This window comes from Polynucleobacter necessarius (assembly GCF_900095185.1).
GTDB lineage: Bacteria > Pseudomonadota > Gammaproteobacteria > Burkholderiales > Burkholderiaceae > Polynucleobacter.
The window spans coordinates 1,444,592-1,465,722 of the sequence record NZ_LT606948.1 but is presented as its reverse complement, the minus strand read 5'-3'; the positions used below and the strand labels follow the sequence as shown (position 1 = coordinate 1,465,722).

The 21,131-nt window shown below is 44.5% G+C and carries 12 protein-coding genes, 2 tRNA genes and 2 pseudogenes; 13 read left to right on the top strand and 3 right to left on the bottom strand.

Annotation, left to right across the window (positions count from 1 at the left end):
- Nucleotides 1-64 precede the first annotated feature (64 nt).
- A pseudogene (locus DXE31_RS08450) lies at nt 65-1,145 on the top strand (acetyl-CoA C-acyltransferase).
- A gap of 40 nt (nt 1,146-1,185) precedes the next feature.
- Here the strand turns inward: DXE31_RS08450 and serB are convergent.
- Nucleotides 1,186-1,977: a phosphoserine phosphatase SerB gene (serB, locus tag DXE31_RS08445; protein WP_415077970.1), complete on the bottom strand. Its 792-nt coding sequence runs from the start codon at nt 1,975-1,977 to the stop codon at nt 1,186-1,188.
- A gap of 104 nt (nt 1,978-2,081) precedes the next feature.
- Nucleotides 2,082-5,642: a transcription-repair coupling factor gene (gene mfd / locus DXE31_RS08440; protein ID WP_231969487.1), complete on the bottom strand. Its 3,561-nt coding sequence runs from the start codon at nt 5,640-5,642 to the stop codon at nt 2,082-2,084.
- Nucleotides 5,643-5,665: 23 nt separating this feature from the next.
- On the opposite strand from mfd, the gene ispD reads away from it, so the two are divergent.
- From ispD to DXE31_RS08395, 9 genes are all read left to right on the top strand, one after another.
- On the top strand, nt 5,666-6,442 hold the full coding sequence (gene ispD, locus DXE31_RS08435) for a 2-C-methyl-D-erythritol 4-phosphate cytidylyltransferase (protein WP_114698469.1): 777 nt from the start codon (nt 5,666-5,668) through the stop codon (nt 6,440-6,442).
- Nucleotides 6,429-6,932 carry a 2-C-methyl-D-erythritol 2,4-cyclodiphosphate synthase gene (ispF, locus tag DXE31_RS08430; protein ID WP_114698468.1) on the top strand — a complete coding sequence of 168 codons (504 nt, stop codon included), beginning with the start codon at nt 6,429-6,431 and terminating at the stop codon, nt 6,930-6,932. The genes ispD and ispF overlap by 14 nt, the downstream gene beginning before the upstream one ends.
- A 79-nt stretch (nt 6,933-7,011) precedes the next feature.
- Nucleotides 7,012-7,098: transfer RNA gene (locus DXE31_RS08425), tRNA-Leu, on the top strand.
- A 48-nt stretch (nt 7,099-7,146) separates the two neighbouring features.
- Complete coding sequence (gene tig, locus DXE31_RS08420; RefSeq protein WP_114698467.1) at nt 7,147-8,484, top strand: trigger factor; 1,338 nt, start codon at nt 7,147-7,149, stop codon at nt 8,482-8,484.
- A 29-nt stretch (nt 8,485-8,513) separates the two neighbouring features.
- Nucleotides 8,514-9,143, top strand: coding sequence for an ATP-dependent Clp endopeptidase proteolytic subunit ClpP (gene clpP, locus DXE31_RS08415; protein ID WP_114698466.1), 630 nt, complete (start codon nt 8,514-8,516; stop codon nt 9,141-9,143).
- Between the two features lie 30 nt (nt 9,144-9,173).
- Nucleotides 9,174-10,532, top strand: a complete 1,359-nt coding sequence (clpX, locus tag DXE31_RS08410) for an ATP-dependent Clp protease ATP-binding subunit ClpX (protein WP_114698465.1) — start codon at nt 9,174-9,176, stop codon at nt 10,530-10,532.
- A 191-nt stretch (nt 10,533-10,723) separates the two neighbouring features.
- A complete protein-coding gene (gene lon, locus DXE31_RS08405) occupies nt 10,724-13,156 on the top strand; it encodes an endopeptidase La (protein WP_114698464.1) in 2,433 nt (810 codons plus the stop codon).
- Nucleotides 13,157-13,261: 105 nt separating this feature from the next.
- Nucleotides 13,262-13,337 (top strand) — tRNA-Val (locus DXE31_RS08400).
- Nucleotides 13,338-13,442: 105 nt separating this feature from the next.
- Nucleotides 13,443-14,906, top strand: coding sequence for a peptidylprolyl isomerase (locus tag DXE31_RS08395; protein ID WP_114698463.1), 1,464 nt, complete (start codon nt 13,443-13,445; stop codon nt 14,904-14,906).
- Between the two features lie 8 nt (nt 14,907-14,914).
- On the opposite strand, the gene DXE31_RS08390 is transcribed toward DXE31_RS08395, so the two are convergent.
- The gene (locus tag DXE31_RS08390) at nt 14,915-15,526 is read right to left on the bottom strand and encodes an arylesterase (RefSeq protein WP_231969486.1); all 612 of its coding nucleotides are present in this window, start codon (nt 15,524-15,526) and stop codon (nt 14,915-14,917) included.
- A 62-nt stretch (nt 15,527-15,588) separates the two neighbouring features.
- Between DXE31_RS08390 and DXE31_RS08385 the strand changes: the two are divergent.
- The 3 genes and pseudogenes from DXE31_RS08385 to DXE31_RS08375 all read left to right on the top strand — a co-directional run bounded on the left by DXE31_RS08385 (nt 15,589) and on the right by DXE31_RS08375 (nt 21,104).
- Nucleotides 15,589-16,240 (top strand): annotated as a pseudogene (locus DXE31_RS08385) (ABC transporter ATP-binding protein).
- Between the two features lie 48 nt (nt 16,241-16,288).
- Entirely contained in the window at nt 16,289-20,326 is a 4,038-nt protein-coding gene (gene purL, locus DXE31_RS08380; protein ID WP_114698461.1) for a phosphoribosylformylglycinamidine synthase, read from the top strand.
- 19 nt (nt 20,327-20,345) lie between these two features.
- Nucleotides 20,346-21,104 carry a spermine/spermidine synthase domain-containing protein gene (locus DXE31_RS08375; RefSeq protein WP_114698460.1) on the top strand — a complete coding sequence of 253 codons (759 nt, stop codon included), beginning with the start codon at nt 20,346-20,348 and terminating at the stop codon, nt 21,102-21,104.
- Nucleotides 21,105-21,131: the final 27 nt, after the last annotated feature.

Sequence of the window (21,131 nt, the reverse complement as noted above, 5' to 3'; positions counted from 1 at the left end):
TATTAGTTGTAGTAATTTTTAGTACAAAGTTAGCCCAAAATTGGACTTAGTAAAGTGGATTGATATGAGTCGTGATATCGTTGTTTTAAGTGCAGTTCGTTCCGCAATCGGCGCCTTTAATGGATCGCTTAGTAGCTTTGAGCCTGCTGAGTTAGGCGGCATCGTGATGAAAGAGGCAGTAACGCGCTCAGGTGTAGATCCAGCCTTGATGAATTATGTGACCGTTGGAAACACGATTCCTGCTGATAGCCGCTATGCCTATATTGCACGTGTTGCGGCGATTGTGATTATGGAGTTGGTGGTGGTGTTGAGGTAATGTCACGCGGAATGTATGGTTCACCTGCAATGCGCAGTGCTGCGCGAATGGGTGATACCAAGATGCTTGACCTGATGGTGGCAGTGTTAACCGATCCATTCGGCGTTGGACATATGGGAGTTACCGCTGAAAACCTCGTTGAAAAATGGAAGCTCACTCGTGAAGAGCGGGATGCTCTTGCGCTTGAATTTCATCGTCGTGCTGCTCACGCTATCAAAGATAGGTCGCTTCAAATCTCAAATCGTGCCGATCACGATTAAGACTCATAAGGGCGATGTCATATTTGATACGGATGAGCATTGCAAGCCGGATACTACGATGGACACATTGGCCAAGATGAAGATAGTGTTCAAGAAAGAGGGTGGCTCTGTCACGGCAGAGCAATGCTTCAGGCATTAACGATGGCGCTGCATTTTTTGTATTGGCTGATGCTGAAACTGCGAAGAAAGCTGGTCATAAACCAATAGCTCGCTTAGTTTCTTATGCAGTTGCTGGAGTGCTTAACCACATCATGGGTGAAGGTCCCATGCCTGCAACCAAGTTGGCTCTCGAGCATGCTGGACTCAAGCTTGATCAAATGGATGTTATTGAGTCAAACAAAGCATTTGCTGCACAAGCGTTGGCTGTGACCAAAGGTTTTGGTCTCGATCCAGCAAAAACCAATGTGAATGGTGGTGCGATTGCATTGGGTCACCCGATTGGTTGTTCCGGTGCTGCAATTGCTACTAAGACAATTCATGAATTACACCGCGTACAAGGTAAATATGCATTGGTAACAATGTGTATTCGTGGTGGTCAGGGTATTGCTACGCTTTTCAAGCGCATGTAATTGCGCTGAAAAATTGATCGATGATCTCTTGGGTTAAGTCTTAAGAGATCAGTAGTACAGCAGCATCTAAGCCGACTCGGTCGAAAGCTGCGTCGGCTTTTTCTTTCACTACTGGTTTTGCTTGGTAGGCTACGCTGATCCCAGAGCCATTCATCATGATTAAATCATTTGCTCCGTCTCCCATAGTGATGGAATTCGTTTTAGTGCACCCGAGACGTAAACATGCTTCATCTAAATATGCCGCCTTGGCTGCACCATCAACGATATCACCGACGACTTTTCCCGTTAGCTTGCCATCAATGATTTCTAGGGTGTTAGATTGCGTTTGTTTGAAGCCCAACTCTTGGCGTAACTTCTCAGTAAAGAAGGTAAACCCACCAGAAACCAATAACGTGTAAAGACCGCGCTCGTGCGCGCCGGTCAATAATTCAGCGGCTCCAGGATTGGGGCGTAAACGCTCTCGATAAACCGATTCTAGTGCATTTGCTTCAACCCCTTCCAGTAATGCAACACGTCTGCGCAAGCTTTCTTTAAAATCTTTGATTTCCCCACGCATTGTGGCTTCAGTTATTTCTGCCACAGCCGCCTTCTTGTCGGTGAAATCAGCTATTTCATCAATGCATTCAATGTTGATTAATGTTGAATCCATGTCCATCGCTAAAACACGAATCTCTTGAGGTAAAAGATCGCCCTTTAAAAAACAGAGATCGGTATTAAATTGCGCTGCTATTGAACGTAAATACTCTCTCTGCTCTACCCCTAAATGCCCACTAGATTCAAAGCGTTCACAAAAATAGCTGGCATTACTCGTTTGCAATCCAATAGAGTGCAAGGATATGTCAAATCTTAGAGCGCTATCTTTTAAAGAAAAGATCAGTTCTCCAGAGATGGGTGCCCTGGAAAGGACAACCAGAACTTGGTGTTTCATCATCATCATCAATAATCATTGGATTTAACTTGCCTGGGCAGTACTGAGAACAGCGGATTCGTTGTGAGGCGACGTAATATCTGGCGAATGGCATCTAAGCGCTGTTCTAGCTTTTCAAACTCTCGGTCTTTTTGAGGTAGTACCTTCAATTTATCTTGACCATTGAGTTGAATATGTTGTGATGACTGAATCAATTGAATGATTTTCATTGGATCAATTGGTGGATTGGGAATAAATTGAATTTGGATTGAGGCTGGCGTAGCGTCTATTTTTTTAATGCCAAATCCCGTCATTTCAAGTCTTAGGCGATGGGTTTCATAAAAAGACTTGGCTTGATCAGGCAGATCACCAAAGCGATCGACCAACTCTTCGCGCAGACCCATCAATTCTGAGAAGTCATGTGTGCCTGCAAAGCGCTTGTAGAGAGATAAGCGCTCATGTACGTCTGGACAGTAGGCTTCCGGAAGTAAGGCGGGGACACCAAGATTAACATCAGTTGTTGCCTGAAGAGGAGAGAGTAAATCCGGCTCCTTACCGCTGCGAAGAGACTTAACAGCGCGATCAAGCATTTCGGTATAGAACTGAAAACCAATCTCATAAATTTCACCAGACTGTTTATCACCTAGAACCTCACCAGCACCACGAATCTCTAAATCATGCATAGCCAAATAAAAACCAGAGCCTAATTCTTCCATCGCTTGGATGGCATTGAGGCGCAATTGGGCTTGCTTACTCAGTGCTTCTGGATCTGGAACCAACAAATAGGCATAGGCTTGATGGTGAGAACGACCAACCCGTCCGCGAAGTTGATGCAACTGAGCAAGGCCAAATTTATCTGCACGATGCATGATGATGGTGTTAGCAGTAGGAACATCAATTCCAGTTTCAATAATGGTGGTGCACAGTAAGATATTTGTTCTTTGCGTTACAAACTCACGCATTACAGATTCCAGTTCACGCTCATGCATCTGTCCATGTGCAACGCTAATACGCGCCTCCGGAATCAGTTCTTGTAAAACAAGTTTGCGGTTTTGAATTGTTTCTACTTCATTGTGCAAGAAGTAGACCTGTCCACCACGTTTAATTTCACGTAGCACCGCTTCTCGAATAACGCTATCACCCTCGCGTCGCACAAAAGTCTTAATGGCTAAACGTTTTTGTGGGGCGGTGGCAATAATCGAAAATTCACGCAGACCCTCCATTGCCATACCTAGGGTTCGTGGAATTGGCGTTGCTGTTAGAGTCAGGCTATCAACCTCTGCTCGCAGTGCTTTAAGGGCATTTTTTTGACGCACTCCGAAGCGATGCTCTTCATCAACAATCACTAGGCCTAGATTTGCAAACTGTGTTTCTTTGGAGAGCAACTTGTGTGTACCAATAATGATGTCGGCCTCTCCTTTGGCTATGGCCTCTAATGCAGTATTAATTTCTTTTGCTGTCTTAAAGCGGGAAAGTTCAACAATGCGGACCGGCCAATCAGCAAAGCGATCCGTCCAAGTAGCCACATGTTGTTCTGCAAGTAGGGTTGTAGGTGCCAAAATAGCAACTTGTTTCCCCCCCATAACTGCTACAAAGCTTGCGCGTAGGGCAACCTCTGTTTTGCCAAAGCCTACATCGCCACAAACTAAGCGATCCATTGGGGTTCCGCTAGTCATATCACCAATAACGGCTGCAATCGCACTGGCTTGGTCTGGCGTTTCTTCAAAACCAAAGCTTGCAGCAAATGCGGCATAGTCATGTGCTGAGAATTCAAAAGCATGTCCTTTACGTATCGCTCTAGCAGCATATAAACCTAATAGCTCAGCAGCAGTATCGCGAATTTGTTGAGCCGCTTTGCGTTTGGCCTTATCCCATTGACCGGAGCCTAGCTGGTGAAGCGGGGCAGAGTCTGGGTCTGATCCAGCATAACGTGTCACCATTTGCAGCTGTTGCACTGGCACATAAAGAGTAGCTTCACCAGTATATTGAAGATGTAAAAATTCTTCAAAAATAGGCGCCTGTTTAGGTGGAGCTAGATTAAGCAGTACTAAGCCCTGATATCGCCCGATGCCGTGCTCAGCATGAACCACAGGATCACCAATCTTCAGCTCAGAGAGATCCTTGAACAACATGTCAGGATCAGCATTTTCACTACCCTTACCCTTACGCCTTTGTCTAGCAGTGGTAGTAAATAACTCTGCCTCAGTAATGACAATCAGATTCTCGGCAGCCCATGTAAAGCCGTTAAATAGGGGGGCAGTCACTAGACCAAATAACGCATTGCTCTTCGTAAAATCAGCAATGCTGTCAAAAATTTCCGGTTTTAGTGGGTAGAGAGGTTTACCATTCTGGCCGGATACAGAGCTACTCTCTTCGAGTAGCTGTCGTATCGATTCTTTACGTCCCGCGCTATCACTGCAAATTAATATTCGGAATTTTTCGGTGGATGCTACATTGCGTAAGCGGCTGATAGGGTCTGCATCTCGACGATGGACCGCAATATCTGGAACTTCTAGAAACTGGGTCTTATCTGAGTCATCTTTATCAAGTGCTAAACGTGCGTATAATTTTAGTGTTGTAAAGAACTCACCTATATCTAGAAATAGGTTCTTTGGCGGAAGAATGGGTCGATCCAGATCGTGTTTAAGAAACTCATATCGGCTAAGCGTATCTTGCCAGAAGCCTTTAATGGTCTCCTCTACATCCCCAATAGTTACTAACCATACAGGATCGCCTGATCTGGGGAAGTAATCAAAGAGATTAGATTGCTCTTCAAAAAAGAGGGGAAGATAAGATTCAATGCCGGCACTTGGAATTCCCTGATTAGCATCCTTATAGATAGAGCAGCGGGTAGGATCTCCTTCAAACACCTCTCTCCAGCGCCCTCTGAAAGCTATACGAGAAGCATCATCGAATGGGAACTCATGTCCTGGGAGTAGGCGTACCTCTTTTACTGGGTATAGGCTGCGCTGAGTGTCGGGATCAAATGCGCGTATTTGTTCAATCTCATCGCCAAATAAATCTAGGCGATAGGGTAGGTTGGATCCCATGGGAAACAAGTCAAATAAACCGCCTCGAATACTGTATTCACCGGGTCGCATCACCGCACTCACTGGGTCGTACCCAGCTTGTTGCAGCTGGAATTTTAAAGCAGATTCATTGAGTTTGTCACCTTGCCTAAAGAAAAAAGTGTGACCAGATAAAAAATTAGGCGGACCTAGTCTTTGCAGTGCTGTTGTTGCTGGAACCAAAACAATATCACAACGACCATTAAGTAATTCATACAAAGTGGCTAGTCGCTTAGAAACTAAATCCTGATGGGGGGAAAAATGATCATAAGGAAGAAGCTCCCAATCGGGCAGCAGGCTGGCTTTCAGCTGCGGCGCAAAAGCGGGAATTTCTTCTAAAAGTCTCTGAGCTTCCTGTGCTTGTGCACAGAAAATGACCATTACAGAAAAATTGTCCCGGTAACGGAGAGCTGTTTGAGCGATGAGGGCGGCATCCGATGAACCCACTAGCCCTGAAAAGGTAAAGCGCTGCCCAGCCCGCGGAGCGGGTATGAGAGGTACCAGATTTAATGCATCAGACATTTAGGCTCATTATAGAATCAGGCATGGATTCTGGACATCATTCAAATATGAAATGTCATGTGCTGTTACCGACTGCTGGTACCGGCTCCCGTCTTGGTGGGGAATTGCCAAAGCAGTTTCAATCGTTGGCAGGGAAACCCATGCTGAGCTATGCATTGGAGGCGTTTGGCAAAACTGCCCATATTCAGTCGATTTGGGTTGGTGTCTCACCCAGCTTTATAGATAATCTTATTCTGCAGAAGATGGCGGGTGAAATACACAACATTCAATTTACACCAACCGGTGGGCCAACGAGGCAAGAAACTGTCCGAAATACTTTGACAGCTATGTTGAAGTCTGGCATTTCTGGAGATGACTGGGTACTAGTGCATGATGCCGCTAGACCCGGCATCACACCTGCTTTAATTAATCGACTAATTGATGCAGTTCTGGCATCGGGTACCGGTGGTCTATTGGCTGTTCGTTTGGCTGATACCTTAAAGCAGACTGATTTGGATTCGGTGATCGCTGGGAATATTCCGCATGCTGAAAGAACAATTCCGCGCGATCATTTATGGCAAGCCCAAACCCCGCAGATGTTTGGTTTAAAGGAATTGCGTGATGCTATCGATAGCGCGATTCTTCTTAAGGCTGATGTGACGGATGAAGCGAGCGCCATCGAGTTGTCTGGTGGCAAACCTCTATTAATAGAAGGTGCAGCTCGTAACTTTAAAGTGACCCATCCGGCCGATTGGGAATTAATGCAATTGCTATTAAGGAATATTGCTAAATCACAAGAGAGTAACCATGACGCACAGTAATTTACATATACCGCAATTTAGAATTGGTCAAGGATATGATGTGCACGCTTTAGTGTCTGAACGAAAGCTAATATTGGGTGGTGTTCATGTGCCCTTTGATAAGGGTTTACTAGGACACTCAGATGCTGATGCACTTCTTCATGCACTAACTGATGCCTTATTGGGAGCCGCTGGTTTAAATGACATTGGTCAGCTTTTTCCGGATACTGCTCCTCAATTTAAAGGTATGGATAGTCGAATTTTGCTTAGGGCGGCCTTACAGAAGGTACAAGCAGCGGGATTCCAAGTGGGCAATGTCGATGCCACTATTATTTGTCAAAAGCCAAAATTAGCTGATTTTTTACCAGAAATGGTCCGAAATATTGCCGCTGATTTGGCTATCACCCCCAGCCATGTCAATCTCAAAGCCAAGACCAATGAATCTTTGGGTCACCTAGGCAGGTGTGAGGGCATTGCAGTGCATGCGGTAGCTTTGCTATACAAGGTCTAAAAGATCTTCTAAAACCCCAGGCATTGTAGAATTACGGTCTTTAGAGTGAAGTTTAAGTGTGACAAGTTTGCGGATATTCGCGAGGATGGCGAAATTGGTAGACGCACCAGGTTTAGGTCCTGACGCCAGAAATGGTGTGGGGGTTCGAGTCCCCCTCCTCGCACCACAAGATTGCTACTTGGCTTGGACTTCAGACTTCAATTAAGAGACGAGAATGGCTGTGCAGATAGAAAATTTAGGTTCGCTAGACCGCAAAATGACTTTGGAGTTCGCTCGTGCCGATTTAGCTAAAGCGCATGAAACGCGTTTGGCTAAAGTAGGTAAGACCATGAAAATGGCAGGTTTCCGCCCAGGCAAAGCTCCAAAGAGCCTCGTCGAAAAACAACACGGCATGCAGATTGATTTCGAATTGCAATACGACAAAGCAGCAGAGCTATTTTATGAGCAAGCCCAAAAAGAGGGGCTAGCATTAGCTGGTCAACCCCGTTTTGAGCCTAAGAGTCAGCTCAAAGCTGACACGGTTTTATTTGACGTTTATTTTGAAGTATTGCCAGAAGTCAAAATTGGTGCCTTTAGTCAGGCAGAAGTTACCAAATACTCTACCGAAATCGGCGAAGCAGAAATTGATCGCGCATTAGATGTATTGCGTAAGCAGCAAGTTCATTACCATCCTCGTGGAGAGGCTGGTGCTCATGGCGATGGTGGGACTGATACTTCAGTACAAAATGGAGATCAAGTTGTTATTGATTTCGTGGGCAAAATTGATGGTGTTGAATTTGCGGGCGGCAAAGCAGAAAACTTTGAATATGTTTTGGGCGAAGGCCGTATGCTGCCTGAGTTTGAAGCGGCTACTTTAGGACTCAAAGTTGGTGAGAGCAAGTCTTTCCCATTAAGTTTTCCAGCCGACTACCATGGTAAAGATATAGCGGGCAAAACAGCTGCATTTACGATTACCGTGAAGTCGGTGAATTGGCCACACCTGCCGGTAGTAGATGATGGGTTTGCATTGTCATTAGGTGTTATCGAGGGTGGCGTTGCCAAAATGCGTGCCGAAGTGAAAGAGAATTTAGATCGTGAAGTTAAGCGTCGGATTACCTCCTTGTTAAAAAATGAGGTGATGGACAAGCTCAACAGCTTATGCGAACTTGATGTACCTAAATCTTTAGTTGCTTCTGAGCAGGAGCGCTTAGTGGAAGATGCTCGACAAGATTTAATGCAACGTGGCGTCCCCAATGCAAAAGATGCGCCCATTCCTGCCGAGTTATTTGCTGAGCAAGCAACCAAACGCGTTCGTTTAGAGCTCATTTTGAGTGAATTGGTTAAAAAGCACAATCTAGCGGTTACTGCTGATCAAATCAAGGCTGAAATCGATGAGCAGGCTGCAACTTACGAAGATCCAAAAGAAGTGGTGCGTTGGCATTACAGCAACCCAGGTCGGTTGAAGGATGTCGAAAATCTTGTGCTTGCAGACAATGTGATTAAGTATTTCACGTCTCAAGCTAAGGTAAACGATAAAGCGGTTACCTTCGAAGAGCTCAGCAAGCTAAACTAAATCATCTAATATTAAGAAGAGGTTTCAATATGATCCAGAATCATTACCAGTCTGAAAATCTAAAACCAAAAGGCTTGGGCTTGGTTCCAATGGTGATTGAAACCTCAGGTAGGGGTGAACGTGCATATGACATTTATTCGCGCCTATTGCGTGAGCGTGTTGTCTTCTTGGTTGGCGAGGTAAATGATCAAATTGCTAACTTGGTGATTGCACAACTTTTGTTTCTTGAGAGCGAGAAACCTGACAAAGAGATTGCTTTGTATATTAATTCTCCAGGTGGTTCTGTTTCAGCAGGTTTAGCTATTTATGACACAATGCAATTCATTAAGCCGCACGTCAGCACCTTATGTATGGGCATGGCAGCAAGCATGGGCGCATTTTTGTTGTGCGCAGGCGAGAAGAATAAACGGTATGCCTTGCCTAATTCACGAGTCATGATTCATCAGCCCTTAGGCGGTGCACGTGGTCAGGCATCTGATATCGAGATTCAGGCACGCGAGATCCTATATTTACGTGAACGACTTAATAAAATTTTGGCCGACCGTACAGGTCAGTCAATTGAAACCATCGCTAAAGATACTGATCGCGATAATTTCATGTCTGCCGATCAAGCTCGCGAGTATGGCTTGATCGATAAGGTTATTGAAAAACGTCCTTAATTTCTTTATTAATTACTTATCGAGTTTATTTTGAGCGATACCAACACTACATCAGGCGATAAGGTTCTATATTGCTCTTTCTGCGGTAAGAGCCAGCATGAAGTTAAAAAATTAATTTCTGGTCCATCGGTTTTTATCTGTGATGAGTGTATCGATCTTTGCACCGATATTCTTCAAGAAGAAATTGCCAAGTTACCTAAAGAAGAGGGCGATCATTCCTTGCCTACGCCTCATCAAATTCGTGAGAATTTAGATCAATACGTTATTGGTCAAGATCAAGCCAAGAAAACCCTAGCGGTTGCCGTCTACAACCACTACAAGCGCCTTCAATATTTGCCTAAACCAAAAAAAGAAAAGCTCGATAAGGATGGCAAGCCTGTAGAAAACTCTGACAAGAAAGAAGCTAAGCTACCAGCGAAGGCAATAGTTGATGGTGTCGAGCTAGCTAAAAGTAATATTCTTTTAATTGGACCAACTGGTTCAGGTAAAACGCTATTAGCGCAGACTTTGGCGCGTATGCTGGATGTGCCTTTTGTCATGGCCGATGCAACAACCTTAACCGAGGCTGGTTATGTTGGCGAAGATGTTGAAAATATCATTCAAAAGCTATTGCAAGCTTGTGATTACAATGTAGAAAAAGCTCAGCGTGGCATTGTTTATATTGATGAGATCGATAAAATATCTCGCAAGTCAGACAATCCCTCAATTACTCGAGATGTATCTGGTGAGGGAGTTCAGCAAGCATTGCTCAAGCTGGTCGAGGGCACTATGGCCTCCGTACCTCCACAAGGAGGACGCAAGCATCCTAACCAAGACTTTTTACAGGTGGACACAACCAATATTTTGTTTATTTGCGGAGGTGCATTTGATGGTCTTGAAAAAGTCATTCAACAAAGAACTGCGAAAACTGGTATTGGTTTCAATGCAACCGTTCCTGGCAAAGATGATCGTGGCGTAAGTGATCTTTTGATCGAGGTGGAGCCAGAAGACTTAATGAAGTTTGGCTTGATTCCAGAGTTGATTGGGCGCCTTCCACTAGTTGCTACCTTAGCGCAATTGGATGAAGAGACTCTAATCCAAATTCTGACTGAACCCAAAAATGCTTTAGTGAAACAGTATCAAGCGCTCCTGACCATGGAGGGCTCTGAGCTTGAGGTCCGACGCGAAGCTTTATCCGCTATTGCCAAAAAAGCAATAGCTCGAAAAACCGGTGCCCGTGGTCTGCGATCAATTCTTGAAGGTTCCTTAATGGATGTGATGTATGACTTGCCATCCCTTAAAAATGTGCAAAAAGTCGTAATCGACGAAAGTAGCATTGCAGACGGCGGAAAACCATTGCTTGTCTACAAACAAGACCCTGAACAGCTTGATTTGAGCAAAAAAGCCTAAATTCTTAGGGTTTTCGCTATTAATGGGGCATTTTTGCCCTATTTTTGTCTTTTTACCTCTTGTTTTTCTGCAAGGTCTACCCATATAGGTAGTATGCTACTCATAAATAATGTCTCTATTTAGTGGTCTCTGCTAGAAAAGCCACTAAATATGACTTTTGAGGATTGATTACTTTGGAGGATTTGCCCCCCATGCCTGGCCACTTATTATTACCCTCTGAGCCCATTCAACTACCTTTACTCCCATTAAGGGACGTAGTTGTATTTCCTCATATGGTGATCCCTTTATTTGTGGGTCGCCCAAAATCGATTAAAGCCCTCGAGGCTGCTATGGAAACCGGCAAAAATGTTCTGTTAGTTGCGCAAAAAGCAGCGGCTAAAGATGAGCCAGTAATTGAAGATCTTTATGAAGTTGGCTGTATTGCCAATATTTTACAGATGCTTAAATTGCCTGATGGCACTATAAAGGTGCTGGTTGAGGGCGTTCAGCGTGCAGAGGTAAGTCAGATTGAGGATAGCCTTGGCTACTTCAGTTGTGAAGCCAAGCCAACCGCACTCAATACTGTAGACGCTCATGAAACAGAAGCTTTGCGCCGTGCAATCATGGCTCAGTTTGATCAGTATGTAAAACTCAACAAAAAAGTTCCGCAAGAGATGCTATCTTCGTTAGGCGGGATCGATGATCCAAGTCGTCTAGCCGATGCGATTTGTGCGCACTTGCCTGTTAAGCTCGAGCAAAAACAACGCCTTCTCGCAATGACAGAAGTGATACAGCGCTTAGAAAGTCTATTGACTGATCTTGAGAGTGAAATTGATATTCTGCAGGTTGAAAAACGTATTCGCGGTCGTGTGAAGCGACAGATGGAAAAGAGTCAGCGTGAGTATTACTTAAATGAGCAGGTAAAAGCGATTCAAAAAGAGCTCGGCGAAGGGGAGGAGGGTGTTGATTTTGAGGAGCTCGGGAAGCGTATTAAAGCTGTTCGCATGCCTAAAGAAGCCCTTAAAAAAGCAGAGTCTGAGTTGAAGAAACTGAAGTTGATGTCACCAATGTCAGCTGAAGCAACAGTGATACGTAACTTTATTGATACTTTGGTCAATCTTCCTTGGAAAAGGAAAACCAAGATTAACAATGACCTCACTAATGCTGAAAAAGTATTGGATGAAGATCACTACGGCTTGGATAAAGTGAAAGAGCGTATCTTGGAATATCTCGCCGTTCAACAGCGAGTGGATCGTGTTAAGGCTCCAATTCTTTGCTTGGTAGGGCCTCCAGGGGTAGGTAAAACCTCTTTGGGTCAGTCTATTGCTCGCGCCACCAATCGAAAGTTTGTTCGCATGGCTCTTGGAGGGGTGCGTGATGAATCCGAAATTCGTGGTCATCGTCGTACCTATATTGGTTCAATGCCAGGCAAGATTTTGACAAGCCTCATCAAAGTGGGTGAGCGCAATCCATTATTTCTTTTGGATGAAGTGGATAAGATGGGGATGGATTTCCGTGGAGATCCTGCCAGTGCATTGTTAGAGGTTTTAGATCCAGAGCAAAATCATACTTTCCAAGATCACTATGTTGAGGTTGATTTTGACCTATCGGATGTGATGTTTGTGGTTACCTCTAATTCCTTAAATATTCCAGGCCCACTCTTAGATCGTCTTGAGATTATTCGTCTAGCAGGTTATACCGAGGATGAGAAAACTAGCATTGCTGTTAATTATTTAATTCCCAAGCAAATTAAAAATAATGGCCTCAAAAAAGATGAGCTGAAGATTGATGAGAGTGCTGTTCGCAATATGATCCGCTATTACACACGCGAAGCTGGAGTCCGATCCTTGGAGCGTGAAATTAGCAAGATTTGTCGCAAAGTAGTGAAACTACTGCTTCTAAAGAAGGAGGCCGCTCCTGTGGTGGTCAATGCAGATAACTTAGAGAAATTCCTTTCTGTTCGCATGTATGACTTTGGTCTTGCAGGCAAAAAGAACCAAGTTGGTCAAGTGACTGGATTAGCGTGGACCGAAGTTGGCGGTGATTTGCTTACCATTGAGGCTGCTGTTATGCCAGGTAAAGGTGTCATTACTAGAACTGGTTCCATTGGTGATGTGATGAAAGAATCTGTTGAGGCGGCTCGAACTGTTGCCCGCTCTAGAGCAAAGCGCCTAGGAATTGCAGATGAGTCTTTTGAGAAAAAGGATATACATATTCACTTCCCAGACGGAGCCACCCCAAAGGATGGTCCATCAGCTGGCATTGCAATCACTACTGCTTTGGTGTCTGTATTTACTGGCATCCCAATTCGATCTGATGTTGCAATGACTGGAGAAATTACTCTTCGTGGCGAGATATTGCCAATCGGTGGATTAAAAGAAAAGCTCTTGGCAGCGCATCGTGGTGGAATTAAGCTTGCTTTGATCCCGGAAGAAAATGTAAAGGATCTGATTGATATTCCAGATAATGTAAAGAATGCAATTGAGATTGTTCCTGTACGTTGGATCGATAAAGTTTTGGAGTTAGCGCTTGAACGCATGCCCGAAGCACTTCCAGATTCAACACCTGAGGAACTTGCTAAAAAAGCTGCGGAAGCGAGCAAGGCAAGCGAAAAGGGTGCCTCTGCGGACGTTCTTAAGCACTGAAGTGAGGTGCTTTTCCGTTAAACTGTTCTCTGGATTTTGGGTGGATTTAACGGAAATATCCCTGGTAATTCTCCCTTGGGTTACAATCTCAGCTGTAATATTTTGGGGCGCTTAGCTCAGTTGGTAGAGCGTTTGCCTTACACGCAGAATGTCGGGAGTTCGAGCCTCTCAGCGCCCACCAAATATTATGATTCACATCCTCGGCCCACTCTGGCTATTTAGTACCCCTCAATGCTCTTCGCCTATTACACTCATGTAATGATACATTTATTTAGCAAAATTTTACATGTTTGATACCGTCCGTAAGCACCAACAAATACTTCAGTTAGTCCTGATGTTGTTCATTGTTCCGTCATTTGTGATGTTTGGCATTTCAAGCTATTCAGAATTCCTGGATAAGGAAACGGATCTGGTTAAGATCAACGGTAAGCCAATTACTGCGCAAGAAGTGGATTCGGCTGCAAAGCGTCAAGCAGAACGAGTCGGTGGAAATGTGCAAATTGCACAGAGTCTGCAATTCAGACAGACAATTTTGAATGAATTATTACAACAAAGAATTTTAGGTTTTGCTGTTGATGATCTGCGATTGCAGGTTCGCAAAGAAAGTTTGATTAAGAGCCTGCAAAATATCCCACAAATTCGTGCGCTTTACAAACAAGATGGCAGCTTTGACAATATGCGTTTTAAGCAATTGTTAGCGAGCAATGGTTTAAATGAAGAGCAGTTCTACGCAGGTCAAGCATTTGATTTAAAGATTAGTCAGCTTGTTAACTCTGTGGCGCGTACTGAGATAGCGAACCGTAAGTTATCAGAGATCATCTCAACTTTGTATGAGACAGAACGTCAAGTGCAAGTTTTGTCCTTTGATGCAAAAGATTATTTGTCGCAAGTAAGTCCTTCGCCAGAAGATTTGCAGAATTTTTACAATGCAAACACAAAGCTGTTCGAAAGTCCCGAGTATGTAGATGTGGAATATATCGTCCTTAAGGCCGATCCCAAAGAAGACGCAAAAGTCTTTAGCGAAAAAGCAGATCAATTTGCGAACATGACTTACGACCAGTCCGATAGTCTCAAACCTGCTGCTGATAAATTAAAGTTAAGTATTCAAACTCAAAAAGGCGTTACTAGATCTGGTGCATCTGGAGTTGGAAAAGACCATCCGTTAGCCAATCCCAAAGTTGTTAAAGCACTTTTTGGTGATGAAGCCGTTAAAAATAAACGAAATATTGAGGCGGTGCAAACTGCCTCCGGCGTAATTATGTCGGCTAGAGTGGTGACATTTTATCCTGCACAAACTTTGCCATATAAGGATGTGGCTGCCGAAGTAAAACGACAGGTGAGTCAACGCATGGCTGAAAAGCTTGCTGTTGCAGCTGCGGCTGAGCGTTTTACTGCATTAGAAAAAGATCCTAAAAGTGTTGCAGGGTTCGCTAGTCCAATTTGGGTATCCAGAAACAAGCCTGCAAACTTAGTTGGTGGTGCCCTTGATAAAGTTATGACATTGAATCCAGAAAAATTGCCAACTGTAATATCAGTCAGCAATCCAGGACTGGGAACAATGTTGTATCGAGTAGATCAAGTAAGACAACCTACTAGCGTAGATACCAAAATCCATAAAGCGCAAGCTCAGCAAATACAGGCATTGGCAGCCCAATCTGAGTTCGCAGGTTTTATGGCCTACTGGCGTGATGTGGCTGGTGTAAAAGTAATCAACCCCCTTAAACCAATGTCATCCGATTCTGGAAGTTAGGTATTGCGCTATTGAACTTTTAATAGTGTTTGATATGGGGCCATTGCGCCCCATACGTTTTTAAATAGAATAGCTTGGGCTTTTTCATTGGGGTGAATGCGATCTGCTTGAAATAAACTCAGATCTAACGCTACTCCATTCATGAAGAATGGCACTAACTCAACTTTTTCTTGATTGGCTAGTGTCGAGTAGAGGTCTTTAAACTGTTTTGCGTACTCCGGACCATAATTTGGCGGTATTTGCATGCTAAACAGGAGGACTTTTGATCCTGAATTTGTGCATAAATGAATCATTTTTCGTAGATTTTTCTCCGACTCTTGGATCGAAAGACCGCGTAACGCATCATTCGCTCCAAGCTCTAGCAGTATGATTCCTGGCTTCTTTTGTTCTATTAATTTTGGTAATCGCTTTAAGCCACCAGCGGTGGTTTCTCCGCTGATGCTGGCATTAAAGACATTCCATTTGCTCCCTTGTTTTTGGAGCTGATCCTCTAAAAGCTTGACCCAACCAGTGCCCATTGTTATGCCATATTCTGCCGATAAGCTATCCCCCAGTACCAAAATAATTGGATTTATCTGTGCCTGCGTGTCGAAGGAAATAAAAAGGCAAAATAGGGTCATAGCCCTTGTAAGAGGTAGCCATTTTTTTCTAAAGTAACCCATACAACTATTTTTATTCATCTATGAATATTCCATCAAAAGTCCTCAGCGCAATAGACCTGAGTAAAGAGGTTCCATCTAGCGATGGAGATCTCACTATTTTGCACGCGCTCTGCTTTGATGTTCTGCATGGCGAAAGTGTTGCGATTACTGGAGCGTCAGGTTCCGGAAAAAGCACCTTATTGGGACTTTTGGCTGGGTTTGATTTGTCATCTAATGGTCATGTTGAATTGATGAGGCAAAATCTCAATCAGCTTGATGAAGACGGCAGAGCACATCTGATGGGGCAAAATGTTGGGTTTGTATTTCAATCTTTTCAACTGCTTCCCTATCTGACTGCGCTTGAAAATGTTATGCTTCCAGCAGAGCTAAACGGCTCGGGGAAAGCCAAGGAAAATGCTTTAAGTTGTCTTGAACAAGTAGGCCTTGGCCATCGAACCAATCATTTCCCTACAACACTCTCCGGGGATGAGCAACAGCGCGTAGCTCTAGCCAGAGCCTTCACATCATGAAGGCCGCCATTTTATTTGCGGATGAGAGCCTACCGGTAGCCTTGATGCGGCCGGTGGCGGCAGGGTCATAGAGCTGCTTTTCCAGCGAAATCCAGCCAATCAATCAACCCTGATTTTGGTAACCCACAACCAGGCCTTGGCTGATAGGTGCCAACGCCAATAGCACCTTCAGGGTGGGCGATTACTGTAGGCAAAACCTTATAATCTAGGGATGTCTTTTTTCCACTTTTTGCCTGGCGCAGATGCGCTTTCCCCTTTTCGCGAACAGCGACTTTTAGCTACTTTGGCTGATCAAGGGGTTGAGCTTGAGTTTATAGAGGCCCAGTACCTACATTTTGTATGGGCTGACTCTGAGCTCGAAAGCAAAAACCAAGATGGTTTAACTAACTTGCTCACTTATGGTCAACCTTTTCACTCTCGAATTATTCCGGGTAAGTCCTGGTTTGGGAAAGAGAGATCAGACAGACAGATTGCCATAGTTATTCCGCGCTTAGGTACAGTTTCTCCATGGGCTAGCAAAGCGACTGATATCGCTCGCCAATGCGGTTTAGATATCTTACGACTTGAGCGAGGTATGCAGTTTTCTTGGAAAAGTAAAAAAGAACTAACACTTGAACAAAAACAAGTAGTGTTTACTGCAATCCATGATCGCATGACTGAGGCGGTAATTGAATCTGTTGATGCAGCTAATGTCCTGTACCAATCATTAGAAGATAAGCCATTGCTGCGTATTCCTGTCATGACGGAGGGAAAGTCTGCACTTGATCGGGCTAATCAAGATTGGGGTCTTGCATTATCTGACGATGAGGTAGCTTACTTAGTGGAAAACTTTGTACGCCTTGGGCGCAATCCATCTGATGTAGAGCTCATTATGTTTGCTCAGGCAAATAGCGAGCATTGTCGTCATAAGATTTTTCACGCGAGTTGGACTATAGACGGTGATGACCAAGAGCGCTCATTGTTTGCTATGATTCGAAATACTCATCAACTGCACCCTGAAGGCACGATCGTTGCCTATTCTGATAATTCTGCGGTAATGGCAGGATGCGAGGCGGAGACTTGGGGTCCTCAAGGTGAGCATCATCGCTATGAAAAAGATACCCGTTTAGTTCACACCTTGATGAAGGTGGAGACCCACAACCACCCAACTGCAATTGCTCCATTTCCAGGTGCCTCAACTGGTGCGGGAGGAGAAATTCGTGATGAAGGTGCAACCGGTGTCGGCGGACGCCCTAAAGCAGGTTTAACAGGGTTCTCCGTTTCTCATCTCAACATCCCTGGCACTGATCTTCCTTGGGAACGTGAAAAGCATGGAAAGCCAGAACGCATAGCAACGCCTTTGCAAATCATGATTGATGGTCCTTTAGGTGGAGCGGCGTTTAATAATGAATTTGGTCGACCAATATTAGGTGGATATTTCCGAGTTTTTGAACAAACTTTAGATGGTGTTCGTTGCGGATATCACAAGCCAATCATGATCGCTGGCGGCATAGGTAGTATTGATTCCATACATACAGACAAAAAAGCAATTAAAGCTGGTCATTTACTTATTCAGCTTGGTGGACCAGGTATGCGGATTGGTATGAGCGGAGCTACAGGAAGTTCTGTGGCAACGGGCACTAATACGGCAGATCTAGATTTTGATTCAGTTCAGCGGGGTAATCCCGAAATGGAGCGTCGAGCGCAGGAGGTAATTAACGCCTGTAGGGCATTAGGTGAGCATAACCCTATTGTTTCTATCCACGATGTAGGTGCAGGCGGTCTTTCCAATGCATTCCCAGAGCTTGCAGCTGGTGCGGGACTAGGGGCGAAATTCAAGCTGCGCAGTGTCCCTCTTGAAGAGACTGGCATGAGCCCTGCAGAGATCTGGTGCAACGAATCTCAAGAGCGTTATGTATTAGCGATTGAGAAAAAGGATTTAGATCTTTTCAAATCATTTTGTGAGCGTGAGCGTTGCCCTTTTGCTGTAGTAGGTGAAGCCACTTCTGAACGTCAATTGCAATTGAGTGATTCCAAACAATCGCCAAGCGCTGATGAAGCACTTCCGATTGATATGCCTATGGAGGTTCTGCTAGGTCAACCACCTAAGATGCATCGAAATGTTATCCGTATTGTTCAGGAATTTGAGGAGCTGGATGTTACGAATGCAGACTTGACTCAGTCTATTGCATGGGTGTTACAGCAACCCACTGTGGCGAGTAAATCATTCTTGATCACAATTGGGGATCGGACTGTGGGTGGTTTGAGTGCGAGAGACCAGTTTGTTGGACCATGGCAGGTACCCGTTGCTGACTGTGCTGTCACCTTAATGGATTACAAAGGTTATCGTGGCGAAGTAATGTCCATGGGTGAGAGAACACCGCTAGCAGTCATTGATGCGCCTGCAGCTGCGCGCATGGCTGTGGGAGAGGCTGTTACAAATCTTTTGGCAGCTGATATTGCGGAACTTAGCGGAGTTAAGCTCTCTGCCAACTGGATGGCAGCATGTGGTGCTCCTGGCGAAGATGCAAAACTCTATGACTCTGTTAAAGCTGTCGGTATGGAGCTGTGTCCAGCTTTAGGAATTTCTATACCTGTTGGTAAAGACTCCCTATCAATGTCGACAGCTTGGCAAGATGGAAATGCCGATAAAAAAGTAATTGCTCCAGTTTCTTTGATTATTTCTGCTTTTGCTTCGGTTCAAGATGTCCGTAGGACTCTGACTCCGTTATTGCAGTTAAAGAATCCAGATGACTCCGCAATTGAGTCTGAACTCATTCTGATTGATTTAGGCCGTGGCAAGAATCGTATGGCAGGTAGCATCCTAGCTCAAGTGCTAGATCAATCTGGCAAGCTACCACCAGATGTGAATCATCCAGAGGATCTGAAGGCTTTAGCGGCTGTCATGATTGAGCTTCGCCAAGCAGCTAAGTTGCTGGCGTATCACGATCGTTCAGATGGAGGCTTATTTGCATGCGTAGCTGAAATGGCGTTTGCTTCGCATTGTGGAATCTCAATTAATGTAGACATGATCGCTATGGATGCAGATCAGGAGCCTGACTATGGCGATGCCAAAAATTGGGCGCAACAGATTTCTGGTCGTCGTCATGAGCAAACCATGAGGGCGCTTTTTAATGAAGAATTGGGTGTTGTAGTTCAGGTTCGTAAAGAAGACCGTGATAGTGTATTTGCCGTATTAAGAAAGCATGGCTTGAGTGCCTATAGTCACGTCATCGGTACGCCAAACTCCAATGGGAGAATTGAGATTTGGCGTGATGCAAAAAATATTTTTGCAGAACCACGTGAAGTGCTGCAAAAGATTTGGATGAATACCAGTTATCAAATAGCCCGTTTGCGAGATAACCCAGCATGTGCAAATAGCGAGTTTATGCTTTTGGATGATCCTACCGATCCAGGCATGAGCCCGAGACTGACTTTCGATGTATCGGAAGATATTACAGCACCGTATATTTCTAAGAAAATTCGCCCTAAAGTAGCAATATTACGAGAGCAGGGCGTTAACTCTCATGTAGAAATAGCCTATTCAGTCAATTGGGCTGGGTTTGATAGCTATGATGTCCATATGACCGATTTGCTTAGCGGCAAAACTAAGCTAGATGACTTTAGGGGTTTAATTGCTTGCGGCGGATTCAGTTATGGGGATGTCTTAGGTGCGGGTGAAGGATGGGCAAAAACCATTCTATTTAATCAGCAGTTGCGTGATCAATTTGCAGCATTCTTTAATCGCCAAGACAGTTTTGCATTAGGCGTTTGTAACGGTTGTCAGATGATGAGTAATTTATCTGGAATCATCCTTGGCGCAGATGCATGGCCAAAATTTACTCGCAATCAATCGGAGCAGTACGAGGCTCGATTAGTAATGGCTGAAGTTATGACATCTCCTTCAATCTTTACACAAGGCATGGAAGGCAGTCAGATACCAATTGCAATTGCCCATGGAGAAGGTTTTGCAAACTTCAGCCAACAAGGAAGCTTAGAGAAAATTCAGAGCCAAGGGCTGGCCTCCTTCCGATTTGTGGATCATCAAGGCAGACCAACAGAAACCTATCCCATGAATCCAAATGGGTCTCCAGGCGGATTGACAGGAGTTACTACCCCGGATGGTCGTTTCATGGTCATGATGCCGCATCCCGAACGTGTATTTAGGGCTGTCCAGATGAGTTGGTGTCCCCCTGGTTGGCTTGATACGTCCGATGGTGCTAGCCCTTGGTTACGCTTATTTCGCAACGCCCGTTGTTGGGCTGATTAATTAACTCAGCCATCAAGAGATGGAGTCAATTACCTTTTCTGAAAGCCGCGGTATTCGCTATCTTCACTTTGGTACTGCATTAATCCAGGGCGCAATGCGTCTGCGTGATCCAGATGAAATCTATCTGGAATACAACCAACAAATGATGGCTTGGCTGCTATTTTTAAAAACTAAACCTGGAATGCGGATTGCGCAGTTGGGGCTGGGAACTGGTGCATTAACTAAGTTTCAATATCGCTATTGTCCTGCTGTCAAAACCACCGTTGTTGAACTTAACCCATCAGTCATTGATTCTGCACGCTCGATATTTTTTACGCCTGCTGATGATGATCGCAAACTAGAAACTCTCCAAACGGATGCAAAGCAGTTTGTAAAGAACAAACAATATCAGGGTCATTTTGATGCAGTGCAAGTTGACTTATATGATGCAATTTGTGATGGTCCTGCTGCCAGCTCATTGGAATTTTATAAAGGATGCTTTAATGTTCTGAAGAGCCCTGGTGTGATGGCAGTAAACTTGTTCTCAAGACATAAGAGTTTTGCAATAAATCTGAAAAATATCTGTGAAGCTTTTGATGATCGGGTTTTGTTGTTTCCTGAATCACATGATTGCAATGTGGTAGCTCTCGCATTTAAGGGTCCTAAGTTAGTGGCAGCGTGGAAAGATGTTTCTCGGCGTGCGAAGCTTCTGATGAAACAAACTGGTTTACCAACCAATAACTGGGTCTCTGGTCTAAGTCGTGCGAATGCCCGACAAGAGTCTATGCTTTCAATCTAATTTGTTTTATTTCAATAAAAAAGGCGA